The organism is Microbacterium sp. MYb64, from assembly GCF_002979495.1.
GTDB lineage: Bacteria > Actinomycetota > Actinomycetes > Actinomycetales > Microbacteriaceae > Microbacterium > Microbacterium azadirachtae_A.
This window is the reverse complement of sequence record NZ_PCOW01000005.1, coordinates 122,789-146,022: the sequence shown is the minus strand read 5'-3', so window position 1 is coordinate 146,022 and position 23,234 is coordinate 122,789. Positions and strand designations below refer to the sequence as shown.

Annotated in this window: 24 protein-coding genes and 1 tRNA gene; 12 read left to right on the top strand and 13 right to left on the bottom strand. The window is 70.2% G+C overall.

Annotated elements, in window-relative coordinates:
• Positions 1-20 precede the first annotated feature (20 nt).
• Entirely contained in the window at positions 21-731 is a 711-nt protein-coding gene (fabG, locus tag CQ044_RS07065) for a 3-oxoacyl-ACP reductase FabG (protein ID WP_045273159.1), read from the top strand.
• 83 nt (positions 732-814) lie between these two features.
• On the opposite strand, the gene CQ044_RS07060 is transcribed toward fabG, so the two are convergent.
• The 3 genes from CQ044_RS07060 to CQ044_RS07050 all read right to left on the bottom strand — a co-directional run bounded on the left by CQ044_RS07060 (position 815) and on the right by CQ044_RS07050 (position 3,525).
• Positions 815-1,507 carry an alpha/beta fold hydrolase gene (locus tag CQ044_RS07060; RefSeq protein WP_105687804.1) on the bottom strand — a complete coding sequence of 231 codons (693 nt, stop codon included), beginning with the start codon at positions 1,505-1,507 and terminating at the stop codon, positions 815-817.
• A 74-nt stretch (positions 1,508-1,581) separates the two neighbouring features.
• Complete coding sequence (gene serB / locus CQ044_RS07055) at positions 1,582-2,217, bottom strand: phosphoserine phosphatase SerB (RefSeq protein WP_105687872.1); 636 nt, start codon at positions 2,215-2,217, stop codon at positions 1,582-1,584.
• Positions 2,218-2,280: 63 nt separating this feature from the next.
• Positions 2,281-3,525 carry a glucose-1-phosphate adenylyltransferase gene (locus tag CQ044_RS07050; RefSeq protein ID WP_045273156.1) on the bottom strand — a complete coding sequence of 415 codons (1,245 nt, stop codon included), beginning with the start codon at positions 3,523-3,525 and terminating at the stop codon, positions 2,281-2,283.
• Positions 3,526-3,571: 46 nt separating this feature from the next.
• On the opposite strand from CQ044_RS07050, the gene glgA reads away from it, so the two are divergent.
• The 3 genes from glgA to CQ044_RS07035 all read left to right on the top strand — a co-directional run bounded on the left by glgA (position 3,572) and on the right by CQ044_RS07035 (position 5,898).
• On the top strand, positions 3,572-4,756 hold the full coding sequence (gene glgA, locus CQ044_RS07045) for a glycogen synthase (RefSeq protein WP_105687803.1): 1,185 nt from the start codon (positions 3,572-3,574) through the stop codon (positions 4,754-4,756).
• Between the two features lie 16 nt (positions 4,757-4,772).
• On the top strand, positions 4,773-5,555 hold the full coding sequence (locus CQ044_RS07040) for an ABC transporter ATP-binding protein (RefSeq protein ID WP_105687802.1): 783 nt from the start codon (positions 4,773-4,775) through the stop codon (positions 5,553-5,555).
• 85 nt (positions 5,556-5,640) lie between these two features.
• Positions 5,641-5,898: a type B 50S ribosomal protein L31 gene (locus CQ044_RS07035; protein WP_045273153.1), complete on the top strand. Its 258-nt coding sequence runs from the start codon at positions 5,641-5,643 to the stop codon at positions 5,896-5,898.
• A 51-nt stretch (positions 5,899-5,949) separates the two neighbouring features.
• Here CQ044_RS07035 and CQ044_RS07030 read toward each other — a convergent pair whose 3' ends face one another.
• The 3 genes from CQ044_RS07030 to CQ044_RS07020 all read right to left on the bottom strand — a co-directional run bounded on the left by CQ044_RS07030 (position 5,950) and on the right by CQ044_RS07020 (position 7,327).
• Positions 5,950-6,171, bottom strand: a complete 222-nt coding sequence (locus tag CQ044_RS07030; protein ID WP_146116751.1) for a hypothetical protein — start codon at positions 6,169-6,171, stop codon at positions 5,950-5,952.
• 74 nt (positions 6,172-6,245) lie between these two features.
• Complete coding sequence (locus tag CQ044_RS07025) at positions 6,246-6,539, bottom strand: hypothetical protein (protein ID WP_105687800.1); 294 nt, start codon at positions 6,537-6,539, stop codon at positions 6,246-6,248.
• Positions 6,540-6,580: 41 nt separating this feature from the next.
• Positions 6,581-7,327, bottom strand: coding sequence for a 3'-5' exonuclease (locus CQ044_RS07020; protein ID WP_105687799.1), 747 nt, complete (start codon positions 7,325-7,327; stop codon positions 6,581-6,583).
• Between the two features lie 90 nt (positions 7,328-7,417).
• Here CQ044_RS07020 and CQ044_RS07015 point away from each other — a divergent pair, with 90 nt between their 5' ends.
• Entirely contained in the window at positions 7,418-8,317 is a 900-nt protein-coding gene (locus CQ044_RS07015; RefSeq protein ID WP_105687798.1) for an alpha/beta fold hydrolase, read from the top strand.
• Here the strand turns inward: CQ044_RS07015 and CQ044_RS07010 are convergent.
• Positions 8,277-8,762, bottom strand: a complete 486-nt coding sequence (locus CQ044_RS07010) for an Lrp/AsnC family transcriptional regulator (RefSeq protein ID WP_045273148.1) — start codon at positions 8,760-8,762, stop codon at positions 8,277-8,279. The genes CQ044_RS07015 and CQ044_RS07010 overlap by 41 nt on opposite strands.
• Before the next feature lie 158 nt (positions 8,763-8,920).
• Between CQ044_RS07010 and CQ044_RS07005 the strand changes: the two genes are divergently transcribed.
• The 3 genes from CQ044_RS07005 to CQ044_RS06995 are packed head-to-tail and all read left to right on the top strand — an operon-like array spanning position 8,921 to position 12,430.
• Positions 8,921-10,030 carry a thiamine pyrophosphate-dependent dehydrogenase E1 component subunit alpha gene (locus CQ044_RS07005; RefSeq protein WP_105687797.1) on the top strand — a complete coding sequence of 370 codons (1,110 nt, stop codon included), beginning with the start codon at positions 8,921-8,923 and terminating at the stop codon, positions 10,028-10,030.
• Position 10,031: 1 nt separating this feature from the next.
• Entirely contained in the window at positions 10,032-11,042 is a 1,011-nt protein-coding gene (locus CQ044_RS07000; protein ID WP_105687796.1) for an alpha-ketoacid dehydrogenase subunit beta, read from the top strand.
• Entirely contained in the window at positions 11,039-12,430 is a 1,392-nt protein-coding gene (locus CQ044_RS06995; protein WP_105687795.1) for a dihydrolipoamide acetyltransferase family protein, read from the top strand. Before CQ044_RS07000 ends, CQ044_RS06995 begins: the two co-directional genes overlap by 4 nt.
• Before the next feature lie 34 nt (positions 12,431-12,464).
• Here CQ044_RS06995 and CQ044_RS06990 read toward each other — a convergent pair whose 3' ends face one another.
• The 3 genes from CQ044_RS06990 to CQ044_RS06980 form a co-directional block, all read right to left on the bottom strand.
• Complete coding sequence (locus CQ044_RS06990) at positions 12,465-13,748, bottom strand: nitrate/nitrite transporter (RefSeq protein ID WP_105687794.1); 1,284 nt, start codon at positions 13,746-13,748, stop codon at positions 12,465-12,467.
• Between the two features lie 112 nt (positions 13,749-13,860).
• Positions 13,861-14,445: a histidine phosphatase family protein gene (locus tag CQ044_RS06985; RefSeq protein ID WP_105687793.1), complete on the bottom strand. Its 585-nt coding sequence runs from the start codon at positions 14,443-14,445 to the stop codon at positions 13,861-13,863.
• Complete coding sequence (locus CQ044_RS06980) at positions 14,442-15,278, bottom strand: Sir2 family NAD-dependent protein deacetylase (protein ID WP_105687792.1); 837 nt, start codon at positions 15,276-15,278, stop codon at positions 14,442-14,444. The genes CQ044_RS06985 and CQ044_RS06980 overlap by 4 nt, the downstream gene beginning before the upstream one ends.
• 73 nt (positions 15,279-15,351) lie before the next feature.
• On the opposite strand from CQ044_RS06980, the gene CQ044_RS06975 reads away from it, so the two are divergent.
• Positions 15,352-16,170 carry an RNA methyltransferase gene (locus tag CQ044_RS06975; RefSeq protein WP_105687791.1) on the top strand — a complete coding sequence of 273 codons (819 nt, stop codon included), beginning with the start codon at positions 15,352-15,354 and terminating at the stop codon, positions 16,168-16,170.
• A gap of 39 nt (positions 16,171-16,209) precedes the next feature.
• Here CQ044_RS06975 and CQ044_RS06970 read toward each other — a convergent pair whose 3' ends face one another.
• Entirely contained in the window at positions 16,210-17,034 is an 825-nt protein-coding gene (locus CQ044_RS06970) for an SGNH/GDSL hydrolase family protein (RefSeq protein WP_105687790.1), read from the bottom strand.
• A gap of 69 nt (positions 17,035-17,103) precedes the next feature.
• The gene (locus CQ044_RS06965; RefSeq protein ID WP_258133191.1) at positions 17,104-18,360 is read right to left on the bottom strand and encodes an LCP family protein; all 1,257 of its coding nucleotides are present in this window, start codon (positions 18,358-18,360) and stop codon (positions 17,104-17,106) included.
• 161 nt (positions 18,361-18,521) lie between these two features.
• Here CQ044_RS06965 and CQ044_RS06960 point away from each other — a divergent pair, with 161 nt between their 5' ends.
• Entirely contained in the window at positions 18,522-20,264 is a 1,743-nt protein-coding gene (locus CQ044_RS06960) for a DEAD/DEAH box helicase (protein ID WP_105687789.1), read from the top strand.
• 146 nt (positions 20,265-20,410) lie between these two features.
• The gene (locus tag CQ044_RS06955; RefSeq protein ID WP_105687870.1) at positions 20,411-21,520 is read left to right on the top strand and encodes a VIT1/CCC1 transporter family protein; all 1,110 of its coding nucleotides are present in this window, start codon (positions 20,411-20,413) and stop codon (positions 21,518-21,520) included.
• Between the two features lie 141 nt (positions 21,521-21,661).
• On the opposite strand, the gene CQ044_RS06950 is transcribed toward CQ044_RS06955, so the two are convergent.
• A tRNA-Leu gene (locus CQ044_RS06950) sits at positions 21,662-21,746 on the bottom strand.
• 147 nt (positions 21,747-21,893) lie between these two features.
• Here CQ044_RS06950 and CQ044_RS06945 point away from each other — a divergent pair.
• Positions 21,894-23,195, top strand: coding sequence for a M20/M25/M40 family metallo-hydrolase (locus CQ044_RS06945; protein WP_105687788.1), 1,302 nt, complete (start codon positions 21,894-21,896; stop codon positions 23,193-23,195).
• Positions 23,196-23,234 lie beyond the last annotated feature (39 nt).

Here is a 23,234-nt window from a genome sequence, read left to right as displayed (position 1 = left end):
CGATTTCTTGGGAGCCCTGCATGAGCACTGATCGCGTCGTCCTCGTCACCGGCGGAAATCGCGGCATCGGCCGCGCGATCGCCGAGCGCTTCGTGCGTGACGGCTACCGCGTCGCCGTCACCGCGCGCAGCGGCGAAGGGCCCGAGGGGACGCTCACGGTGCGGGCCGACGTCACGGACGCGGCCGCAGTGGATGCGGCGTTCACGGAGGTCGAGCAGAAGCTCGGTCCTGTCGAGATCGTCGTCGCGAACGCCGGCATCACGAAGGACACGCTGCTGCTCCGGATGAGCGAGGACGACTTCGACAGCGTGGTGTCGACGAACCTGGGCGGATCCTTCCGCGTCGTCAAGCGCGCATCGAAGGGGATGCTCAAGGCGCGTTTCGGCAGGGTGATCCTCATCTCCAGCGTGGTCGGCCTCTACGGCTCCGCCGGGCAGATCAACTACGCCGCGTCCAAGAGCGCTCTCGTCGGCTTCGCCCGCTCCCTCACCCGGGAGCTCGGGGCGCGCGGGATCACCGCCAACGTCGTCGCGCCCGGTTTCATCGAGACCGACATGACCGCCGAGCTCCCCGAGGACACCCAGAAGCAGTACAAGGCGAGCATCCCGGCAGGACGCTTCGCCTCCGCGGACGAGGTCGCCGGCGTGGTCACGTGGATCGCTTCGGATGACGCCGCGTACATCTCGGGCGCCGTGATCCCGGTCGACGGCGGCCTCGGCATGGGGCACTGAGCGCAGGCCATCCTTCGGCTCGCAGCGATCGACAGCACGCCGTCGCGCAGAGGTGCACCGGCGCACGGCCTTGACCGACTGCGTCAGCGCACGGCTGCGACCAGCAGTTCCGCGAGCCGCTCCGGGGCCGAGTACTGCGGCCAGTGCCCGGAGCCGATCCGCACGACCTCGGTATCGCGGATGCTGCGGTACTCGTCGCCGTAGGAGCCCCACTGCTCGAGGTATCCCTCGAGCTCGGGCTGCGTGAGCGAACCCATGAGCAGGGTCGCCGGCACGTCGTAGCGACGCGGATCCGTCAGGGCGATCGGATCCGTCGGCACCTGCGCGGGAACGCTCTGCGCGGTGGCGGCGGCCGCCGCTCGAGTCGGCGCGTCGAGGTCCTCCACGTCGACGGCATCGAAGAAGTCCCAGCCGGGGAACGGGATGACCCCGTCGACCACCGGGAACTCGCTGATCCCGCTGCCGTTCGGCGGGGGCACCGTGTCGACGAACACCGCGCGGCGCACGCGGTCGGGGCGCGCATCCACCGCGCCCCAGATGACGTTGCCGCCGCCGGAGTGACCGACGAGCACCACATCGCCCTGCGCCTCGTCGATCGCGGCCACGACCGCCGCGATCCAGTCGTGCATGCGAAGGTCGGCGGAACCGGAGGCGGGCACTCCGACGCCGGGCAGGGTCAGCGGCCGCGGGGTGTGGCCGGCCGCGCGCAGCGGCTCCAGCACGGGTGCCCATGAGCCGGCGTCGAGCCACAGGCCGGGAACGAGGAAGATGTCCATGTCCCCACGCTAGACAGGGCCACCGACAGCGCGCCAGGCCCGGAGGCGCCGGCGCAGGAGCCAGGGACGTGCGATCAGGGAAGCAGCGGGATGACCTGGGACAGGTCGACCGGGCCCACCACGAGCGAGGCCGCCGCGCGGACGGCGGGCTTGGCGTTGAACGCGAGGCCGAGTCCGGCCGCCGCCATCATCTGAAGATCGTTCGCGCCGTCGCCGATCGCGATCGTGGCGTGGGGCGCGACACCGAGCTCTGCGGACCACTCCCGCAGCGATGCCGCCTTGGCAGCGGCATCGACGATGGCGCCGTCGACCCGGCCGGTCAGAGCGTCATCCGCGACCTCGAGCCTGTTCGCACGCCACCGGTCGACGCCGAGGGCGGGGGCGACAGCGTCGAGGATCTCGTGGAAGCCGCCGGAGACCACGCCGACCACGCCACCGCGCTCGTGCACCGCCGCGGTGAGCTCGCGCACGCCGGGGGTGGGCTCGATGCGGCTGCGCACGCGCTCGAACGCGGCCGTGGGGACGCCGGTCAGCGCCGCGACCCGTGAGCGCAGACTCGTCGCGAAGTCGACCTCGCCGCGCATCGCCGCCTCGGTCGCAGCCTGCACCTCGGCCCGGCGGCCGGCCTCCTCGGCGAGGAGCTCGATCACCTCGTTGCGGATGAGAGTGGAATCGGCATCGAGGACGACGAGGAAGCGCGCGGAGGTCACCCGACGAGCGTAGCGGCCGGATCCGCGCGTCCCCGCCGCTGTGACGGCCGGGAGGAGGAGCACTCAGCGCTCGATGCGCACGCCCTTGCCGACCACGGTCAGGCCTGTCTCGGTGATGGTGAAGCCGCGGTCGAGATCGCGCTCGCGATCCACGCCGACGGTCGCACCATCGAGCAGGACCACGTTCTTGTCCAGGATCGCCCTGTGCACGCGCGCGCCCTGGCCGACCCGCACTCCGTCGAACAGCACCGAGTCGGTGATGGTCGAGCCTCCGGCGGCGAGGGTCCATGGTCCGACCACGCTGCGTTCGAGATGCGTGCCGGAGAGCACCGATCCGAGCGACACGATCGAGTCGATCGCATTGCCGATCCGGCCGACCGAGTCGCGCACGAACTTCGCCGGGGGCGAGTTCACCGCCTGGGAGTGGATCGGCCACTCCATGTTGTAGAGGTTGAAGATCGGCAGCGTGGAGATCAGATCCATGTGCGCGTCGAAGAACGACTCGATCGTGCCCACGTCGCGCCAGTACGACCGATCGCGCGGGGAGGACCCCGGTACGTCGTTCTGCTTCATGTCGTAGAAGCCGGCCTCACCGCGACCCACGAAGTACGGCACGATGTCGCCGCCCATGTCGTGGTTGGATCCGGCCAGCTCGCCGTCGGCCTCGACGGCCTCGATGAGCGCGTCGGCGTCGAACACGTAGTTGCCCATCGAGGCGAGCACCTCGTGCGGGGAGTCCGGGAGGCCCGTCGGATCCGAGGGCTTCTCCAGGAACTGGCTGATGCGTCCCGAGTCGCCGTCCGCGATGTCGATCACGCCGAACTGCGAGGCGAGAGCGAGTGGCTGACGGATGCCGGCGACGGTCGCGCGCGCCCCCGAGGCGATGTGCGCCTCGATCATCTGCGTGAAGTCCATGCGGTAGACGTGGTCGGCGCCGATGACGACGACGATGTCGGGCTTCTCATCCAGGATCAGGTTCAGGCTCTGCAGGATGGCGTCCGCGGATCCGGAGAACCAGCGCTTGCCGAGGCGCTGCTGAGCCGGCACCGAAGTGACGTACGAGTCGAGCAGGGCGGACATCCGCCAGGTCTGCGAGATGTGGCGATCGAGGCTGTGGGACTTGTACTGGGTGAGCACCACGATCTGGCGCAGACCCGAGTTGATCAGGTTGGAGATCGCGAAATCGATCAATCGGTACTGGCCTCCGAAGGGCACGGCAGGCTTGGCTCTATCCGCCGTCAGAGGCATGAGCCGCTTGCCCTCGCCACCGGCGAGGATGATCCCGAAAACCTTCTTTGGTGCCGACATGGGTCCACCATAGAGCCACGTCGATGCATGTACTAGCGTTCACGACATGCGCGTCGACATCGTCACCAAGGAGTACCCGCCGGAGATCTACGGAGGGGCCGGCGTGCATGTCGCCGAGCTCGTGAAAGCCCTGCGAGAGAGCATCGAAGTGCGGGTCAGGGCCTTCGGCGCGGAGCGGGATGAACAGGATGTGACGGCTTATCGAACTCCCGCGGAACTGGCCTCCGCGAACGCGGCGCTGCAGACGCTGGGCACGGATCTGGTCATCGTGCCGGACGTCGCGGGCGCCGACGTGGTGCACAGCCATACCTGGTACGCGAACTTCGCCGGGCACATCGCATCGCAGCTGCACGGCATCCCGCACGTGCTCACGGCGCACAGCCTGGAGCCGCTGCGGCCGTGGAAGGCGGAGCAGCTCGGCGGCGGCTATGCGGTCTCGAGCGGCATCGAACGGCTCGCCTACGAGAACGCGGCGGCCATCATCGCGGTGAGCGCCGGAATGCGCGCGGACATCCTGCGCAGCTATCCGCAGGTGGATCCGGCGAAGGTGCGGGTGATCCACAACGGCATCGACGTGGAGGCCTGGCACCCGGTCGACGACCCGGAGTTCGTGCGCGCGCAGGGCATCGATCCGGAGAAGCCGTCCGTGGTCTTCGTAGGCCGGATCACGCGGCAGAAGGGTCTGCCCTACCTGCTGCGGGCGGCGGCGCTGCTGCCGCCAGAGGTGCAGCTGGTGCTCTGCGCAGGAGCGCCGGACACGCCCGAGATCATGGCCGAGGTGCAGGAGCTCGTCCGAGGCCTGCAGGCGACGCGACAGGGCGTGGTGTGGATCGAGCGGATGCTGCCTCGGCACGAGCTGTCCGCGATCCTCACCGCTGCGACGACCTTCGTGTGCCCTTCGGTGTACGAACCGCTGGGCATCGTGAACCTCGAGGCGATGGCGTGCGGCGCCGCGGTCGTCGGCACGGCGACGGGCGGGATCCCCGAGGTCGTGGACGACCGGGTGACCGGCCGGCTGGTGCCGATCGAGCAGGTGCAGGACGGGACGGGGACGCCCGTGGATCCGGACCGCTACGTCTCGGATCTCGCCGCCGTGCTGACCGAGGTCGTCTCGGATCCCGCGCAGGCGAAGGCGTACGGCGAGGCGGGGCGACGTCGCGCGGCGGAGGAGTTCAGCTGGGGCGCGATCGCCGACACGACAAGGGCGCTCTACGAGGAGCTCACGGCCTGACCGATAGGCTGAAGGCATGTCTGCCGTCCTCGAATTCTCGGATGTCGTGGTGCGCCGCGACGGCCGCAACATCGTCGATCACCTCTCCTGGACCGTCGAGGACGACCAGCGCTGGGTCGTGCTCGGACCCAACGGCGCGGGCAAGACGACGCTGCTCCAGCTCGCCGACACCCTGATGCACCCGACGCAGGGACGGGTCGACATCCTGGGGGAGACCCTCGGCCGCACCGACGTGTTCGAGATCCGCCCGCGGATCGGCTTCGCCTCCTCGGCGATGGCGCGCCGGATCCCCGCGGACGAAACCGTGCTGAACACCGTCATGACGGCGGCGTACTCGGTCATGGGGCGCTGGAACGAGTCGTACGAGTCGATCGACGAGCGCCGCGCGATGCGCGTTCTCGAGCAATGGCATCTGGAGCACCTCGCCGAGCGTCACTTCGGCACGCTCAGCGACGGCGAGCAGAAGCGCGTGCAGATCGCACGGGCCGTGATGACCGATCCGGAGCTGCTGCTGCTGGACGAGCCGAGCGCGAGCCTCGACCTCGGCGCGCGCGAAGAGCTGCTGGCTCTGCTCGGCGGATTCGCCCAGTCGCCCACGACTCCCGCGATGGTCATGGTGACCCATCACGTCGAGGAGATCCCGGTCGGGTTCACGCACGTCCTGCTGCTGCGCGATGGCGCGATCGTCGCCGCGGGGCCGATCGAGCAGACGCTCACGGCCGAGGCGCTGAGCGACGCATTCGGCATGCCGATCTCGCTGGACCGGGCCGACGGCCGTTACGCGGCGCGCGCCGCGTGATCTGTTAGAATCGATCCTCGGTGCATTCTGCGCCACAGACTTCCCTCGCCCCTGGCACAATCCAGGGCACCACGTAAGGAATCCCATGAAGACTGACATCCACCCCCAGTACCAGGCCGTCGTGTTCCGCGACCTCGGCTCGGGCGACACGTTCCTCACCCGTTCGACGGTCACGAGCGACAAGACGATCGAGCTGGACGGCGTGGAGTACCCGGTCATCGACGTCGAGATCTCCTCGGCCTCGCACCCGTTCTACACGGGCAAGCAGCGCATCATGGACTCGGCCGGCCGCGTCGAGAAGTTCAACCAGCGCTTCAAGAACTTCGGCGGTTCCTCCAAGTAATCGCCTTCGCGAAAGCCCCCGTCCTCGATCGAGGCGGGGGCTTTCCGCTGTCTAGGCGGAGGGACGTCCTCCGGGCTCGGGCGGCGATGACCGGATCGTCTCGAGGGCGAATCGGATGCCGTCGATCTTGCCCTCGGCATGGCGGATCACGCGCCGGAAGCGGTTCTTGCGCTTCGGCTCGTGAGCGAAGGTCACCTGCAGGAAGTCGATGACGGTCTGCATCCTCTCGATCTCGCGTTCGAGGACTTCGATGCGCTCGGTGTCGGTCGTCATGGCGATCGGGTCTCCCTCCATCGGGTAACCGTCCAGTTTACCGTGCGCCCCGCTGACGGTGCAGAACCCGCCGCTCAGAGGTCGATCCGGATCCTGTCTCCGTCGATTCCCCAGGGCGGGTCGCCGGGCGAGGGCGCCGGAGCGGTCCGCCGGGTCTGCCGGTCGCGTTCGGCCTCGGCCTCCAGAGACGAGGGGGCGAACACGCTGTCGAACGCGCCGCCGATTCCTCCTCCGCCCCCGGCATAGCGCTTCTCGAGCGGCCTGCGATGAGAGAGCGTCCAGGCGGCATAGCCCAGGACATAGAGCCCGAGTGCGACCGGCAGGGCGATCGTGCCCCAGCCCAGCACGGCGTTCAGGGTCTCTCTCATCCCTGCAGGCTACGCCGTCCGGTCCGTATCCGGATCCGTCGTCAGAAGGATCCGAGAGGGGCGTTCTGCCGGGCGGGATCGCCGTCGCGGACCGGCCAGCGGCCGTCCACGCGCTCGGTCGGCTCGATCCGGCCGATCCGCACGAAATAGTCGGTCAGGCTCGCGGCCTGCGCCCGAGCCCAGCCGATCTGGCGGGTGTGCAGCTCTCCGGCGCTCGGGGGCAGCGGGAAGCGCTGGGCCAGGGCCTGAGCGACCCGGCCCGCGGCGACGGCGTCGGCCGAGGCGTCGTGCGCGCCGGTCAGATCGACCCCGTAGTGCGCGGCCACGATCTCCAGCGTCCTCTTGCCGGGGCGGTACCGGTCGTAGGTCTTGTCGATGATCAGCGGATCGATCACCGGAGAGGGGTTCTCCAGAGGTGCGATCCTGTGTCGTCGCGCCTCGTGCGCGAGGAGGGAGAAGTCGAACGCGGCGTTGTACGCCACGACGGGCACGCCCTGGTCGAGAAGGGATCTGAGGGCGGCCACGACGCCCGCGATGACCTGGGCGGCAGGGGTGCCGTCTCGGTGCGCGCGTTCGGAGGTGATGCCGTGGATCGCGGTGGCGCCGGCGGGGATGGGGACTCCAGGATCGGCCAGCCAGGTGCGCGCCGCGATCTCGGCGCCGTGGTGGTCCAGCACGCCGACGTGCGCGGTGACGACGCGGTCCCGCGTGACGTCGATCCCCGTGGTCTCGAGGTCGAAGACTCCGACGCGGATCAGCCAGGGCGGCAACGGCGTCGAATCGGTCATGACGCCACCGTAGGGCGAGGGCCCGACATCCCGGTTCCGGCGCGCGGCGGAGCGCTCAGGCGGCATCGTCCGCGCCCGTAGACTCGAAGCATGCCCGCGCCCTCTCCCTATGCCGCACGCCTGGATCGCATCCCGGTGCGACGTCAGGAGGCCGAGATCCTCGGCGGGCGCACGGCGTACTGGGTCTACGGCGCCGACGATGCGGAGCTCACCGTGCTCGCCGTGCACGGCTTCCGAGGCGAGCACCACGGGCTGGAGCCCGTGGTCGCGCACCTGCCAGGAGTGCGCGTGATCATGCCCGACCTCCCGGGGTTCGGCGAGACGCCGCCTCTTCCCGGTCGCGTGCACGACATCGAGGCCTACGCGCAGTGGCTCACGGAGTTCTCCGCGGCTGTCGCCCCGGGGGCGGTGATCCTGGGCCATTCGTTCGGCTCGATCGTGGCCTCGGCTGCCGTCGCCGGCGGGCTGGAGACGCCGCGGCTGATCTTGGTCAACCCGATCGGGGCGCCGGCGCTGGAGGGCCCCAAGGCCGTGCTGACCCGTCTCGCGATGCTCTACTACGCTCTCGGCGCGTGGCTTCCCGAAGCCCTCGGCACGGAGCTCCTGCGGAACAGGGTCATCGTGCGCGGGATGAGCATCGCGATGGCGAAGACGCGGGATCCCGAACTGCGCCGGTTCGTGCACGATCAGCACGACACCTACTTCTCCCGGTTCTCCGATCGCGACGTACTCAGCCAGGCGTTCCGCACGAGCGTCTCGCACGACGTCCGGGAGTTCGCCCCGCACATCACGGTTCCGACCCTGCTGGTGGCCGCACAGCGCGACGACATCACCCCGATCGAGGCGGAGCGGGCGCTTGCGCCGCTGTTCCCCGACGCCGAGCTCATCGAGATCGCGCACGTCGGCCACCTGATCCACTACGAGACCCCGGCCGAAGCGGCGGGAGCGATCAGGCGGTTCCTCCGGCCTCTCGCCGTGCCAGCCCCATAAGACCGCCGACCCTGAAGGGGATGACCTCGCCCATCGCGAGCGACGTCTCCGTCCTCTCGACGCCGTCGATCGAGAGAATACGGGCGTCGGTGTCGAAGAGGTGGCGCGCGTCGCGGCAGGCGACGAGCGCGAGCAGATCGATCGAGCCGCTCAGGCCGTGCGCCTGCACCACCTCCGGCACCCGCGCCAGCTCGGCGATGATCCGGGGCAGTTCGGTCTGACGGACGCCGATGCTCACGAAGGCCTGCAGCGGGTAGCCGAGCACCGCGGGGGAGAAGGCGCGCTCATAGGGCAGGAACACCCCGGTCTGATCCAGCCGGGCCAGGCGAGCCTGGATCGTGTTGCGGGAGAGCCGGAGCTTCTCGGCCATCGCGACCACCGTCGTGCGCGGGTCGGCCGAGAGCATCTCGAGGATGTCGAGATCGGTGCGATCAAGGGTTGCCATGTTGCCAAAGGCTAGCAGTCTGTCAGAGGGCATTAGTTGGCAACATGCTCAGGCTGCTGCCGAATGCTTGAGCGACGTGTGAAGCGGTCGTACGCTCAAGGCAAGCGAAGACGCACCGGATCCTCCCCACGAGGGCGGATCGACTGAGGAGGACGAAGATGTCAACCCACCTTGATCCGATCACTGTGACCGGCATCGGGCTCGACGAGCCCGCCGGCCTCATCGACGCCCAGGGTCGGCGCCGCAACGACACGCGTCTCACCCCCTACGTCGCCGACGTCACGTCCGATCAGCTGCTCTCGCTGCTGCGCGACATGATCGTCCTGCGGCGCCTCGACAGCGAGGGAGTGGCGTTGCAGCGCCAGGGCCAGCTCGGCCTGTGGGCCCCGTGTCAGGGGCAGGAGGCCGCGCAGATCGGCTCCGGCCGCGCGCTCAACAGTGATGACGTCGTCTTCCCGAGCTACCGCGAGACCGGCGTGATGCTGGCGCGCGGCGCGCAGCCCGGCGACTACGTCCGCATGTGGCGCGGCGAAGAGGGGGCCGCGTACGACCCCGCCGTGATGCACATGGCTCCGCTGCAGATCATCATCGGCGCACAGACGCTGCACGCGGTCGGCTACGCGCTCGGCATCCTTCACGACGGCTCCGACCAGGTCGCGGTCACCTACTTCGGCGACGGCGCCACGAGCCAGGGCGATGTGAACGAGGCCATGATCTTCGCCTCCTCGTACCGCGCCCCGGTCGTCTTCATCTGCCAGAACAACCACTGGGCGATCTCCGAGCCCGTGGCCGTGCAGTCGCAGCATCCGATCGCGGGGCGCGCCCCCGGCTTCGGGATCCCCAGCATGCGCGTGGACGGCAACGACGTGCTCGCGGTGTTCGCAGCGACGCGCTGGGCCCTCGAGCAGGCCCGTGGCGGTTCTCCGGCATTCCTCGAACTCGTCACCTACCGCATGGGCCCGCACACGACCGCCGACGACCCCACGCGCTACCGGGACCCTGCGGAGCTCGAGTACTGGCGCGGCAAGGATCCGCTGGCGCGGGTCGAGGCCCTGCTGCGCGCCGAGGGTGCGCTCACCGACGAGATCGCCGCCGGCTTCGCGGCGGAGGCCGACGAGGCGGCCATGCAGATGCGGGCCGCGTGCCTCAGTCTCACCACGCGCGGCCCGCTCGCGGTGTTCGACGGCGTGTACGCCGAACCGCACACCGGCATCGACGAGGAGCGCGCCGACTACGCCCGCTACCTCGCTACCCTCGCGGAGGCGTGACATGGTCCAGATGACAATGGGCAAGGCGCTCGGCGCGGCCCTCAAGCAGTCCCTGGCGGACGATCCGAAGGTCGTCCTGCTCGGCGAGGACATCGGCAAGCTCGGCGGCGTGTTCCGCATCACCGACGGGCTCCTGGACGAGTTCGGCGCGGAGCGGGTCATCGACACCCCGCTCGCGGAGTCGGGAATCGTCGGCACGGCCGTCGGCCTCGCGATGCGCGGATACCGGCCGGTGGTCGAGATCCAGTTCGACGGATTCGTGTACCCCGCGTTCGACCAGATCGTCTCGCAGGTCGCGAAGCTGCACTATCGCACCCAGGGCACCGTCCCCATGCCGATCACGATCCGCATCCCCTGGGGCGGCGGCATCGGCGCGGCCGAGCACCACTCCGAGTCGCCGGAGGCGTACTTCGTGCACACCGCGGGACTCCGTGTGATCGCGGTCTCCAACCCGCAGGACGCGTACACGTGCCTGCGCCAGGCCATCGCGAGCGACGACCCCGTGATCTTCTTCGAGCCCAAGCGGCTGTACCACGCCAAGGGCGAGGTGGATCTGGAGACCCCGCTCGCGGACGCGGCGCCGATGGGCCTCGCCCGTGTGGTGCGCGAGGGCACGGACGCCACGATCGTGACCTACGGCGCCATGGTGCGCACCGCGCTCGAGGCCGCCGAGGCGGCTGAAGCGGAGGGCAGGTCGCTCGAGGTGATCGATCTGCGCTCGCTCTCGCCGATCGACTACGGCACCGTCTGCGCGTCGGTGCGCCGGACCGGGCGGGTGGTCGTCGCGCACGAGGCGGCCCGCGAGGCCGGTGTCGCGGCCGAGGTCATCGCGAGCATCACCGAGAAGTGCTTCACCTGGCTCGAGGCGGCGCCCTTGCGCGTCACGGGCCACGACATCCCGTATCCGCCGGCGAAGCTGGAGAAGTTCCACCTGCCGGACCTGGACCGGATCCTCGACGCGGTCGACCGCGTCTGCGACGACGAGCAGCTGCTGGAGGGGGTCGACCGATGAAGCAGGAATTCCTCCTTCCGGATCTCGGTGAGGGTCTCACCGAGGCGGAGATCGTGCAGTGGCTGGTCGCCGAAGGCGACACGGTCACCCTGAATCAGACGCTCGCCGAGGTGGAGACCGCCAAGGCGATCGTCGAGCTGCCCTCGCCGCACGCGGGCCTGATCACCTCGCTGCACGCCGCCGCCGGAGACGTGGTCCTCGTGGGGGCGCCGCTCGTGGGCTTCGAGATCGAGGGACAGGGCGCGCCGGAGCCGGAAGCGCCCGCCGCGGCCGCAGAGGTCGAGGAGGGCTCCGGTCCGAACCTCGTGGGCTACGGCGCCGCGCCGTCGAACGGCCGGCCGCAGCGTCGTGCACGCCGCGCGGGCGCGGGTTCCGTCGCCACGACGACCACCGTCGCTGCGGACGTCGACGTGCGCGTCGCGGCGCCCCATGACGACATCGCGGTGGTGCCGGCACCGCCCGTGCGCGGGGAGCGCCCTCGTTCCACGCCGCCCGTCCGCGCCTACGCCAAGGGCCTGGGCGTGGACCTCGTGCTCGTCGCAGCCGAGCTCGGAGACCGGGTGATCACCCGCGCCGACGTCGACGCCTACCGCGAGCGGCTCGTGCACCGCGGCGAGAGCCCGGTCGCCGAGACGATCCCGGAACCCGCCGCGGTCACGGTGCCCAGGCGCCCGGCCGCGGGGGATCGGGCGACCACCCGGATCCCGGTCCGCGGGGTGCGCAAGCACACGGCGGAGGCGATGGTGCGGAGCGCGTTCACCGCACCGCACGTGACCACCTTCCACACGGTCGACGTGACCGCGACGAGCGAGCTCATCGCCTCTCTGCGCGCGAGTGCCAAGCCCGATGCCCCGCGCATCGGCGTGCTCACCGTCGTCGCGAAGGCGGTGTGCCTGGCCCTCGCCGCGTTCCCCGGCATCAACGCCCGCTGGGACGGCGACGCGGGCGAGATCGTGCAGCAGCACTTCGTCGATCTCGGCATCGCGGCGGCCACGGATCGGGGGCTGATCGTGCCGATCATCCGCGACGCCGAGCGGATGCCGCTCGGTGAGCTCGCCGCCGCTGTGGCCGAGCTCACGCGCACGGCCCGGAGCGGCAAGACCCCGCCCGCGGACCTCGCCGGCGGCACGTTCTCGCTCACGAACATCGGCGTGTTCGGCATCGACGCGGGCACTCCGATCCTGCCTCCGGGGCAGACCGGGATCCTCGCGCTCGGCGCCGTGCGGCGCCTGCCCTGGGAGTACAAAGGCGAGATCGCGCTGCGCGACATCATGACTCTCAGCCTCTCGTTCGACCACAGGATCGTGGACGGCGCAGAGGGGGCGCAGTTCCTGAAGGCGGTGGCCGACGTGCTGCAGGAACCCGGCCGCGCGATGCTGCTGGGCTGAGACGTGCTGATCGCGCCGTCTGCGGACGGCGCGATCAGTCGTTCCTGGGGCGACGCTCCAGGCCCAGCACCCGGCGGGTCAGGCGCCGTTCGCGGATGATGAAGACCGTGCCGAGCGCCCACAGCGGAACCTGCGTGACGAACGCCCAGCGGAACGCGTCGAGCGTGTAGGTGGCCGGTGTGCCGGCGCCCTGCAGGTCGAGCGCGAGGCCGATCAGGAAGATCGCGATGAGCGCGGCCAGGAATCCGCCGCCGTTGACCACACCCGTCGCCGTGCTGAGCCGGTGCTGCGGGTTGTGCGTGCGCGCGTGATCGAACGCGACCATCGAGGCCGGGCCGCCGGTGGCGAGCGCGATCGCCAACAGGATGAGCAGCCAGAGCGGCGCCTGACCGGGCCAGAGGATCACGGCGAGCCAGACGACCACCTGCAGGGCGATCGTGGGCAGGACGAGCATGAGCGAGCGACTGGTCGGATGACGGGCGGAGAGGGTTCCCAGCACGGGACCGAACAGGATCCCGAACAGCACATAGACGGTGGTCACCAGGGACGCGGTGCCGATCGAGAGCCCCTCTCCGTTCGTGAGGAAGGGGATGCCCCAGAGCATCATGAAGGCGGTGCCGGCGAAGGGGGTCGTGAAGTGCGTCCAGAAGCCGAGGCGCGTTCCGGGATGGGCGAGCGCCTCGCGCAGGGTGACGCGCAGATCCGCCCGGGAGGTGACGACCCGGATCACTCCGGTGTCCGTGTTCACCGAGACGTCCTCGGCGAGCTCGGGCGGGCGGTTGCGGATCAAGGCGAAGACGAGCACCGTGAACAGGACGCCGAGCCCGGCGAGGCTCCCGAACGTGACGGACCACGACGTCGAGTGCAGCAGGAGGGGGAGCGGGAGGATCGCGACCAGCTGCCCGAGCTGGCCGACGATGCCGGTCAGCTGCGCCATCAGCGGCCCGCGCTGCGCCGGGAACCAGATCGCCACGAGCCGCAGGACGCCGGGGAAGATCGCCGCATCGCCGGCTCCGAGGATCATACGGGCGACGATCGCGACGCCCACGTTCGGCGCGAAGGCCATCACGAGCTGGCCGACCGCCATGAGGAGCATGCCCGCGACCATGATCGGGCGGGATCCGTAGCGGTCCAGCAGCAGACCGACGGGGATCTGCATGAGTCCGTACACGGCGAGCTGCAGCACGGCGAAGAGCGACAGCGTCGACGCATCGGCCTGGAAGAGGTGCGCGGCGTCCACGCCGACCGCGGACAGCGAGGTCCGGTTCGTGATCGACAGCACGTAGGCGGACACGCCCACGATCCAGATCAGCCACATCCGCCACGTCGGTGCAGGGGCGGGATTCACGGCTCTCCTCGGGATCGGCGGCGTCTTCGATCCTACGCCCGGGGGTGTTCCGGACCCGAGCGCCGCCCCGGCGGTGCGGGCCTCAGACGGAGGCCGCGTCGAGCAGGCGCAGGCCTCCGCCGTCCATCGCGAAGCGGTGCACCGACGCGTTCCCGAGCCGTTCTCCCGGCGCGGGGAGCGTGCCCCCCGAGGCGTGCTCGAGCAGTGCACGGATGACGCCGCCGTGGGTGCATACCAGCACCGACTCCACGCGAGGCGCGGAGCGGCGCCGTGCCGCGAGGTCGATCCGTGTGAGCGAAGCGAGGGCGCGGTCGGTCAGCTGCTGCACGGTCTCGGCTCCGGGGACATCGTCGGTTCTGGCTCCGAACCGCTCCCGGTACTCGTCCCAGAGCAGGCCTTCGGCCTCGCCGAACTCGTGCTCGCGCATCCCGACGGTGACGAGCGGCGCGGACAGTCCCCGTTCACGGGCGATGATCTCCGCGGTCTCCCGGGCGCGGCCGAGCGGGCTCGCATAGACGTGGTCGAAGGCGACGGCCGCGAGCTGCACGGCGGCATGGCGCGCCTGCGCACGTCCGGTGTCGTTGAGGGGGATGTCGGTGGATCCCTGGATGCGGCCCGCCAGGTTCCAATCGGTCTGACCGTGGCGGATGAGGGTGATGAGAGTCACGTGAGCAGCTCCAGAAGGGCGGGGAGGACGAGGCTGGTGGAGGCGGCGATCGTCGCGGAGGCCCAGGCGTCGGCGCGCGTGGGTTCGAGGTTGATGATGACGATGGGGAGACTACGGCGGCGAGCGCGCTCGATGATCCGGATGCCGGAGTTCACGACCAGGGACGACCCTGCGACGATCAGCGCGTCGCCGGAGCGCAGCAGGGCCTCGGCCGTCGCGAAGCGCTCGGTGGGGATGTACTCGCCGAAGAAGACGACGTCGGGCTTCAGGGGGCCCGCGCACACCGTGCAGACCGGCAGGACGAAGCCCTCCGTGGTCTCCGGGCGTACGTCGCCGTCCGGGCCGAGCAGCACGTCGTCCGGAACGTCGAGCCAGACGTTGCGCTCCTCGATCTGGGCGGCCACGGCGTCGCGGGAGAAGCTCTGGCCGCAGTGCAGGCACAGCACGGTCCGCATGGTGCCGTGCAGCTCGACCACGCGGGCGGATCCCGCAGCGAGGTGCAGACCGTCGACGTTCTGCGTGATCGCGCCGACCGCGCGGCCGGCCCGTTCCAGTCCGGCGATGGCGCGATGCCCGGGGTTCGCGACGGCGGTGCCGAACGAGCGCCAGCCGAGGTGTCCGCCCAGCCAGTACCGCCGCTGCGCGTCCTCCGAGCCGAGGAAGGTCTGCACGGTCATCGGCGTGCGCCGCGGGGTCGAACCGGCTCCGCGATACGCGGGGATGCCCGAGTCCGTGGAGAGTCCGGCGCCGGTCAGGAAGGCGATGCGGCGATCGGCGAGAAGCTCTGCGACGGGTTCGAGCTGGGCGTGCAACGACGGGCTGCTGCTGTTCATCCGACCTCCTCGCCCGAGTCTACGGGCGGGATCCTGCACGGTCGCCGGGCGGGCGACCTGCCAGAGTGGTTCCGTGCATGAGCTCCGCATCGACGACCCCGCTGATCCCCGGCTCGACGACTACCGGGGGCTGACCGACACCGCATTGCGCGTGCGGAGCGATGTCGAGGGCGGGCTGTACATCGCCGAGTCGCTCAAAGTCATCGAGCGGGCCGTCGGTGCAGGACACCGCCCGCGTTCCGTGCTGACGCAGGAGCGCTGGCTGGACGGCCTCCGCGCGCTGTTCGGGGACATCGAGGTCGACGTGTACGTCTGCGCCGATGCGGTGGTCGAGGCGGCCGCGGGGTTCCCGGTCCATCGCGGCGCGCTGGCGGCCATGCACCGACCCGCGCTCCCGGCGCTGGACGATGTGGTGCGCGGCGCCCGCACGATCCTCGTGCTGGAGGACCTCGTCGAGCACCAGAACGTCGGATCCGCCTTCCGCGCGGCCGCGGCTCTCGGCGCCGACGCGGTCCTCGTCTCGGCCCGCTGCGCGGATCCGCTGTACCGGCGCAGCGTCAAGGTCAGCACCGGCACCGTCTTCCAGGTGCCGTGGACGCGCTTCGACAGCTGGGACGAGCTGACGCCGGTCCTCCGCGCCGAGGGGATCCTTCTGGCGGCGCTCGCGCTCCGCGACGACGCCGAGACGCTCGAGTCCTATGCCGCGCGTCGCCCGGAACGGATCGCACTCGCGTTCGGATCCGAAGGGCCAGGCCTGACCGGGCAGGCGCTGGCGGCGGCCGACGCCGTGGTGACGATCCCGATGGCCGGGGGCGTGGATTCGCTCAACGTCGCCTCCACCGCCGCCGTCGCACTCTGGGCGCTGCGGCATCCGCCGGCGATCCGTACCTGAAGGCCGTTCCGGAACGAGTGACCGCCCCGGAGCGGTCGCTCACTCCTCGTGCGGCAGCACCACGGGCATCGGCTCGGGACGCTTGGCCTCGATCGTGTCGCCGGAGGACTGGTGACGCAGGCGGCGCAGCACCCACGGCACCAGGTGCGTGCGCGCCCAGACCAGGTCCTCGTTGCGGGCCTCGCGCCAGGTGCGCACGGGGAACGGGTCGGCGGCCATCTCCTGGAGATCGTTCGGCACGTTCAGGGCACGCAGCACCATGCGGGCGACCTCGTGGTGGCCGAGCGGGTTCATGTGCAGCCGGTCGTCGGCGAAGAACCGCGGATCCTGGATGGTCTTCAGGCCCCACTGGTCCGCCACGATGCAGTCGTGCCGCTCGGCGACCGCGCGCACGTTCTCGTTGTAGATCGCAACCTTGCCGCGGAACGGTCGGAACACCGGGGTGAAGTTCGTGTCGATGCCGGTGATCAGCACGATCGCGGCACCGGTGCGCGACAGGCGCGTGACCATGTCGTCGAGCAGCACGGCGATCTCGTCCGGATCCGTGCCGGGGCGGATCACGTCGTTGCCGCCGGCGCACAGGGTGATCAGGTCGGGGTTCAGCGCGATCGCCGGGGCGACCTGCTCATCGCTGATCTGCCCGATGAGCTTGCCCCGCACCGCGAGGTTGGCATAGGCGAAGTCCTCGCTCTGGGCGCCGAGCACCTCCGCCACGCGGTCGGCCCAGCCGCGGTGGCCTCCCGGCGCGCTCGGCTCGGGATCCCCGATGCCCTCGGTGAAGGAGTCGCCGATCGCCACGTAGCGGTGCCACGGGTGCGGTGTCTCGTTGGGGACATACGGGGTGCGCGGTTCGTGACCGGACATGATCCTCTCCTCCTCGCGGGCGCCTGTTCGGCGCGGCACAGCATTCGAGACTACCCGCGGACGGCCGGATCAGCCGCTGGTGTCGCCGTTCGTGCAGGTCTGCTGCGCGGACGTGCTGCCGCGGACGTTGGCGGAGAGCGGGACCGCGCTGGCTGCGGGCGTCGGGGTCGAGGTCGCCGAGGCGCCGGTGGGCGCGGGCGTCGGGGCGGTCGTCGGCGTCGTGGGTTCGACCGTGACGCCGTCGTTCACGGTGTTCTGGTGCGTGATCAGCACCGGCTGGTTCGCGGCGACGGCCGCCCAGAGGGTCTGGGCTGAGGCATCGTCCGGCACGACGCGGTTGGGGTTGTCCGGGTCGGTCACGTTCGGATACTGGATGAACGTGATGTCCGAGGGCTGCACATCCTTGACGGCGAGGGCGAGCTGAAGGATCGTCGCGGGGTTCTTGAGCGTCGTGCTGGCTTCGAGGTTCGTCAACGCGATCGTGGCGATCCTGAGCACCTCCGGCACGTTCGAGAGCACCTTGCCGCTCGTCAGCTGACGGGCGAGGCTGGCCAGATACTGCTGCTGGTTGCCGATGCGCGCGAGGTCGCTTCCGCTCACGAGGCCGTGCCTGGTGCGCAGGAACTGCAGCGCCTGCAGGCCCTGGATCGTGTGCTCGCCCGCACTCAGGTTCAGGCCGGTGTAAGTATCGTCGATCGGCGTGGCGAGGCAGACCTGGACCCCGCCGATCGCGTTCGTGATGTCGATCACGGTGCCGAAGTTGACCGCGGCGGCGAAGTCGACCTGCTGTCCGGACAGCGCCGACACCGTCTTGGCGACGCAGGAGAGTCCGCCTTCGTCGTAGGTGGTGTTGATCTGCGCCGCGCTCTGCGCGGAGACGCTCGTGCCGTCCGTCGCGGTGCACGAGGGCACGGGCACGATCATGTCGCGCGGGAAGCTCACGACCGTGATCCGGCGCGGGTTGTTCGAGACGTGCATGAGCACGGTCACGTCGTTGTTCACGCTCGAGGCGTCGGGGCCGTCGCAGCGCCCGGGGAACAGATCGGCGTACTTCGCTTCGCAGGCATCGATGCCGACGACGAGCAGGTTGAAGCCGTTCTTGTACGCACCGATGTCGGGCGCCGTCGTGGGGCCGCCTTCGAGCTGCACGCTGTTGTGGGCCACCGCCGCGGTGAGGTCGCTGACCACATATCCGACCACGGCCACGCCGCTCACCAGGACGACGGCGAGCGCGATGCCGAGCGCGCGGAGTGCTCGTGCCCAGGTGCGGGGCCGCCGTGCAGAGCTGTGCTGAGCGATCGGGCGCACCGAACGGTGTCGTGTCACGGAGATTCCTTCGGGCAGGGCGCTCCGAGTGGAATGCCGGCTCGCACTCTACGATCGCCCGCGGTGGATCCGCTGAGCCGATGCTCTGGGAATGCTGAGCCGGGGGAGGGGCGATCCGACGCGCCCGGGAATGTCAGGCGCCTCGTCTATCGTGGAATCCCATGCTCTCTCCGTCCTTCCCCCAGCGCGCCCCTTGGGGTACCGCCGACAGGCTGAGAGCGTGGCAGCGCGAAGCGCTGGAGGAGTACTTCCGCATCCCCGAGCGCCGCGACTTCCTGGTCGCCGCGACGCCGGGCGCAGGCAAGACGACGTTCGCGCTCACGCTCGCGGTCGAGCTGCTGCACACGAACGAGATCGACCGCGTCATCGTGGTCGCCCCGACCGAGCACCTCAAGACGCAGTGGGCCGACGCCGCGGCGCGCGTGCACATCCGGCTGGATCCGCGCTTCCGTAACAGCCACTGGGCACCGTCACGCCAGTATCACGGCGTCGTCGTGACGTACGCGCAGGTCGCCGCGAAGTCCTCGGTGCACAAGCACCTCACGGAGGGCGGGCGCACCCTCGTGATCCTCGACGAGGTGCACCACGGCGGCGACGCGCTGAGCTGGGGCGATGCGATCCGCGACGCGTACGGCTCGGCACGGCGCAGGCTGCTGCTCAGCGGCACCCCGTTCCGCAGCGACACCGCGCCGATCCCGTTCGTCGACTACCTTCCCGACGAGTCCGGTGCGCGGATCTCAAGCACCGATTACGCGTACGGCTACGGGCGGGCGCTGCAGGACGGCGTCGTGCGGCCCGTGCTGTTCCACATGTATGCGGGCAAGATGCGCTGGCGCACGAGCGCCGGCGACGAGCTCGAAGCGCATCTCGGTCAGGACAACACGAAGGATGTCACCTCTCAGGCCTGGCGCACCGCGCTGGATCCGGAGGGGGAGTGGATGCCCGCCGTGCTGTCGGCCGCGGACCGCCGGCTCACCGAGGTCCGCCAGCACGTGCCCGACGCCGGCGGCCTCGTGCTCGCGACCGACCAGACCGTGGCCCGCGCGTACGCGAAGATCCTGCACTCGCTGACCGGGCAGCGCGCCACTGTGGTGCTGTCCGACGATGCGACGGCGTCGGAGCGCATCGAGAAGTTCAGTTCCTCAAACGACCGCTGGATGGTCGCGGTGCGGATGGTGTCGGAGGGCGTGGACGTGCCGCGTCTGGCCGTCGGGGTGTACGCCACGTCGTCGTCGACGCCGCTGTTCTTCGCCCAGGCGATCGGCCGCTTCGTGCGCGCGCGTCGTCGCGGCGAGGCGGCGAGCGTGTTCCTGCCGAACGTCCCCGTGCTGATGAAGCTCGCGAACGAGCTCGAGAAGCAGCGCGACCATGCCCTGGACCGCCAGTCCAAGGACGACGACGGTCTCGAGGACTCGCTGCTGGAGAGCGCGAACCGTGAGGACGAGGCCTCGGACGCGCTCACCCAGGAGTTCAGCTACCAGGCGATCTCCTCGCTCGCGCATTTCGATCGTGTGGTCTTCGACGGCAAGGAGTTCGGTCAGCTCGCGGAGCCCGGCACGCCCGAGGAGGAGGAGTTCATCGGGATCCCGGGTCTTCTCGAACCCGAGCACGTGCACGAGCTGCTCATGCAACGTCAATCCCGGCAATCCCGGCTGCGGGAAGCGCGCGAGGCCGCCGCTCCGGCGCAGACGACGACGCTGCCGGAGCCGCTGCACCGCACCCTGCGCGAACAGCGGCAGCTGCTCAACAGCCTCGTCGGCGTCTACGCGAAGCAGACCGGCGAACCGCACGGCGCCGTGCACGCGGAGCTGCGCCGGCTCTGCGGCGGTCCGGCGGTCGCCCAGGCTACGGTGACCCAGCTGCAGTCACGGATCGACCTGCTCCGGCGGCGCGTGCGGGCCTGAGCAGACCCGCCCCGCGGGTGGTGCGAGGACGCGCCCGGCAGCGCCCGGTTCGGATCCCCGAAATGCTGTCAATCCCCGTCCTGGCGCGGATTCCAGGCCCTCGCCTCGATAGCGTTGAGCGGTTGCCTCGATCCGTGAAGGACTTCATGAACAAGCCTGAAACCGCCCACGCCGAACCCACCGCGGCCGACCGCCGCCGCTGGGCGCGCTACCTCGTGGAGGAGCGCGCCGAGGCGCACGTCTATCAGCAGCTCGCTCAGCGCCGGGAGGGCGAAGAGCGCGAGATCCTGCTCGAGCTCGCGGCCGCAGAGGGGCGCCACGAGGCGCACTGGCTCGCGCTGCTCGGCGGAGAGCCCGCCCGGCTTCCGCGACCGGGTCTGCGCACGCGGACCCTCGGCTGGATGGCCGGACGGTTCGGCTCCATCTTCGTGCTCGCGCTCGCCCAGAGCGCGGAGGCGCGGTCCCCGTACGACGCCGAGGTGTATGCCACTCCGGCCATGCGCGCCGACGAGAAGGTGCATTTCGAAGTCGTCCGAGGCCTTGCCGCCCGCGGTCGGCGCCAGCTCTCCGGCTCGTTCCGGGCAGCGGTGTTCGGCGCGAACGACGGCCTGGTGAGCAACCTGGCTCTCGTGCTGGGCATCGGGGCGACAGGGGCGAGCAGCGGCCTCGTCCTGTTCAGCGGCTTCGCGGGCCTGCTCGCCGGCGCCCTGTCGATGGGTGCCGGCGAATTCGTGTCCGTCCGCTCGCAGCGCGAGCTGCTCGAAGCGACAGAGGAGAACGGGCACGGCGACGCCACTGCGAGCGACCTCGATCTGGACGAGAACGAGCTCGCGCTCGTCTACCGTGCCAGGGGCATGGACGCCGACGAGTCTCTGCAGCGTGCTCGCCGCGTCGTCGGCGCCGCGAAGGCGGGCCTGGCGCAGCGCGCCACGGGTCCGCTGCGCGTGCCCTCCGAGGGCGGCGACGAGCACGAGATCATCGGCAACGCGTGGCCCGCAGCGATCTCGAGCTTCCTGCTGTTCGCATCCGGCGCGATCGTGCCGGTGCTGCCCTGGATCTTCGGCATGCAGGGGCTGCCCGCGGTGCTGGTGGCTCTTGCCCTCGTCGGCATCGCGCTGCTCGGCACCGGCGCGACCGTCGGCGTGCTCTCCGGGGGCCCGCCGCTGCGACGAGGCCTGCGCCAGCTGGCGATCGGTTTCGGCGCTGCGGCGGTGACCTATGCGCTGGGCCTGCTGTTCAACGTCAGCGTGGGTTGACGCGCTCTGCACAACGGAGGAGCCGGGGTCGTCGATCCCGGCTCTTCGCTTGCCACGACACTCGCGCATACGTCGGGTCCACGCGCTGCGCCCAGACACGAAGAAGGCCCGGATCTTTCGATCCGGGCCTTCTCACCAGCGTGCGCGAGGGGGGACTTGAACCCCCACGCCCTATTCGGGCACTAGCACCTCAAGCTAGCGCGTCTACCTATTCCGCCACCCGCGCTGGTGTTTTCGGCTGTTCCCAACCGAAGAATGACACTATCACGTTCCGTGTGACCCCTCGAACCGCGGTGCATGTCGGGCGCGTCGCCCAGGTCGGCAGGAGATCCCGGGCTCCGGATCGCCCTCGGCCGTTGGGTAGCCTGGACGCATGCCCCAGTCGGATGCCGAACTTCCCGAGGTCGCGCGGATCGCCGCCGAGCTCATCCGCTTCGACACCTCCAACTTCGGCGGCGGTGACGCGAAGGGCGAACGCGAAGCCGCGGAGTACGTCGGCGCCTACCTGGAATCGCTCGGGCTTCAGCCGGAGTTCTACGAGCCGATCCCGCGGCGTACGAACGTCATGGCGCGCGTGGCGGGCAGGAACAAGGACAAGCCGGCGCTGGTCGTGCACGGCCATCTCGACGTCGTGCCCGCGATGGCGGGCGATTGGCGTGTGGATCCGTTCGCCGGCATCGTGCAGGACGGCATGCTCTGGGGCCGCGGTGCGGTCGACATGAAGAACATGAACGCGATGATCCTCACCTCCGTGGCGGAGATCCTGCGCGCGGGGGAGCAGCCGGAGCGTGACCTGATCCTGGCGTTCTTCGCCGATGAGGAGAACGGCGGCGTCGAGGGCTCGGCCCTCGTCGTGCAGAACCGCCCCGAGTGGTTCGCCGGTGCGACCGAGGCGATCAGCGAGGTCGGCGGCTACTCGATCCCCGTCGGAGACCAGCGTGCGTACCTTCTCCAGGTGGGGGAGAAGGCGCTGATGTGGATCCGCCTCATCGCGAAGGGACGTGCGGGGCACGGCAGCCGCTTCCACCCGGAGAACGCCGTCACGAGGCTCGCCGAGGCGGTGACGGCGATTGGCCGCACGTCGTGGCCAATCCAGCTGACCGACACCACCCGCGAATTCCTCGACCGGATGAGCGCCCTGACGGGTCTTCCGGTGGACGACCCCGATGCCCTCGCCGCGACCGCCGGCCCGGCGGAGGCGTTCCTGCGCTCCACGCTGCGCACGACGACGAACCCGACCGTGCTGCAGGCCGGCTACAAGCACAATGTGATCCCCGAGCGCGCCGAGGCGCTCATCGACGTGCGCGTGATCCCCGGTCAGGAGGAGGACGTGCTCGCGCAGCTGCGCGCACTCGTCGGTGACGACATCGAGATCGAGATGGTCGTGCAGGACATCGGCATGGAGACCCCGTTCGCAGGCCTTCTCGTCGAAGCCATGGTCGCGGCTCTCGAACGTCACGATCCGGGCGTCCCCGTCATCCCCTACCTCCTCGGCGCGGGCACCGACAACAAGGCGCTGGCCTACCTGGGCATCACCGGCTACGGCTTCGCGCCTCTGAAGCTTCCCGCCGATCTCGACTTCACCGGCATGTTCCACGGCGTGGACGAGAGGGTGCCGATCGAGTCCCTGGTGTTCGGGCAGCGCGTCCTCACCGATCTCCTGCGGACCTACTGAGCACCTGCCGCGGGTCCTCCGACCGCCCACCGACCGACC

Bases quoted from the DNA above. Each gene is read 5' to 3' on its own strand.
- fabG (WP_045273159.1), top strand. From the start codon at position 21: ATGAGCACTGATCGCGTCGTCCTCGTCACCGGCGGAAATCGCGGCATC.
- CQ044_RS07060 (WP_105687804.1), bottom strand. From the start codon at position 1,507: ATGGACATCTTCCTCGTTCCCGGCCTGTGGCTCGACGCCGGCTCATGG.
- CQ044_RS07050 (WP_045273156.1), bottom strand. From the start codon at position 3,525: ATGTCGGCACCAAAGAAGGTTTTCGGGATCATCCTCGCCGGTGGCGAG.
- glgA (WP_105687803.1), top strand. From the start codon at position 3,572: ATGCGCGTCGACATCGTCACCAAGGAGTACCCGCCGGAGATCTACGGA.
- CQ044_RS07040 (WP_105687802.1), top strand. From the start codon at position 4,773: ATGTCTGCCGTCCTCGAATTCTCGGATGTCGTGGTGCGCCGCGACGGC.
- CQ044_RS07035 (WP_045273153.1), top strand. From the start codon at position 5,641: ATGAAGACTGACATCCACCCCCAGTACCAGGCCGTCGTGTTCCGCGAC.
- CQ044_RS07030 (WP_146116751.1), bottom strand. From the start codon at position 6,171: ATGACGACCGACACCGAGCGCATCGAAGTCCTCGAACGCGAGATCGAG.
- CQ044_RS07025 (WP_105687800.1), bottom strand. From the start codon at position 6,539: ATGAGAGAGACCCTGAACGCCGTGCTGGGCTGGGGCACGATCGCCCTG.
- CQ044_RS07020 (WP_105687799.1), bottom strand. From the start codon at position 7,327: ATGACCGATTCGACGCCGTTGCCGCCCTGGCTGATCCGCGTCGGAGTC.
- CQ044_RS07015 (WP_105687798.1), top strand. From the start codon at position 7,418: ATGCCCGCGCCCTCTCCCTATGCCGCACGCCTGGATCGCATCCCGGTG.
- CQ044_RS07010 (WP_045273148.1), bottom strand. From the start codon at position 8,762: ATGGCAACCCTTGATCGCACCGATCTCGACATCCTCGAGATGCTCTCG.
- CQ044_RS07005 (WP_105687797.1), top strand. From the start codon at position 8,921: ATGTCAACCCACCTTGATCCGATCACTGTGACCGGCATCGGGCTCGAC.
- CQ044_RS07000 (WP_105687796.1), top strand. From the start codon at position 10,032: ATGGTCCAGATGACAATGGGCAAGGCGCTCGGCGCGGCCCTCAAGCAG.
- CQ044_RS06995 (WP_105687795.1), top strand. From the start codon at position 11,039: ATGAAGCAGGAATTCCTCCTTCCGGATCTCGGTGAGGGTCTCACCGAG.
- CQ044_RS06990 (WP_105687794.1), bottom strand. From the start codon at position 13,748: ATGTGGCTGATCTGGATCGTGGGCGTGTCCGCCTACGTGCTGTCGATC.
- CQ044_RS06980 (WP_105687792.1), bottom strand. From the start codon at position 15,278: ATGAACAGCAGCAGCCCGTCGTTGCACGCCCAGCTCGAACCCGTCGCA.
- CQ044_RS06970 (WP_105687790.1), bottom strand. From the start codon at position 17,034: ATGTCCGGTCACGAACCGCGCACCCCGTATGTCCCCAACGAGACACCG.
- CQ044_RS06960 (WP_105687789.1), top strand. From the start codon at position 18,522: ATGCTCTCTCCGTCCTTCCCCCAGCGCGCCCCTTGGGGTACCGCCGAC.
- CQ044_RS06955 (WP_105687870.1), top strand. From the start codon at position 20,411: ATGAACAAGCCTGAAACCGCCCACGCCGAACCCACCGCGGCCGACCGC.
- CQ044_RS06945 (WP_105687788.1), top strand. From the start codon at position 21,894: ATGCCCCAGTCGGATGCCGAACTTCCCGAGGTCGCGCGGATCGCCGCC.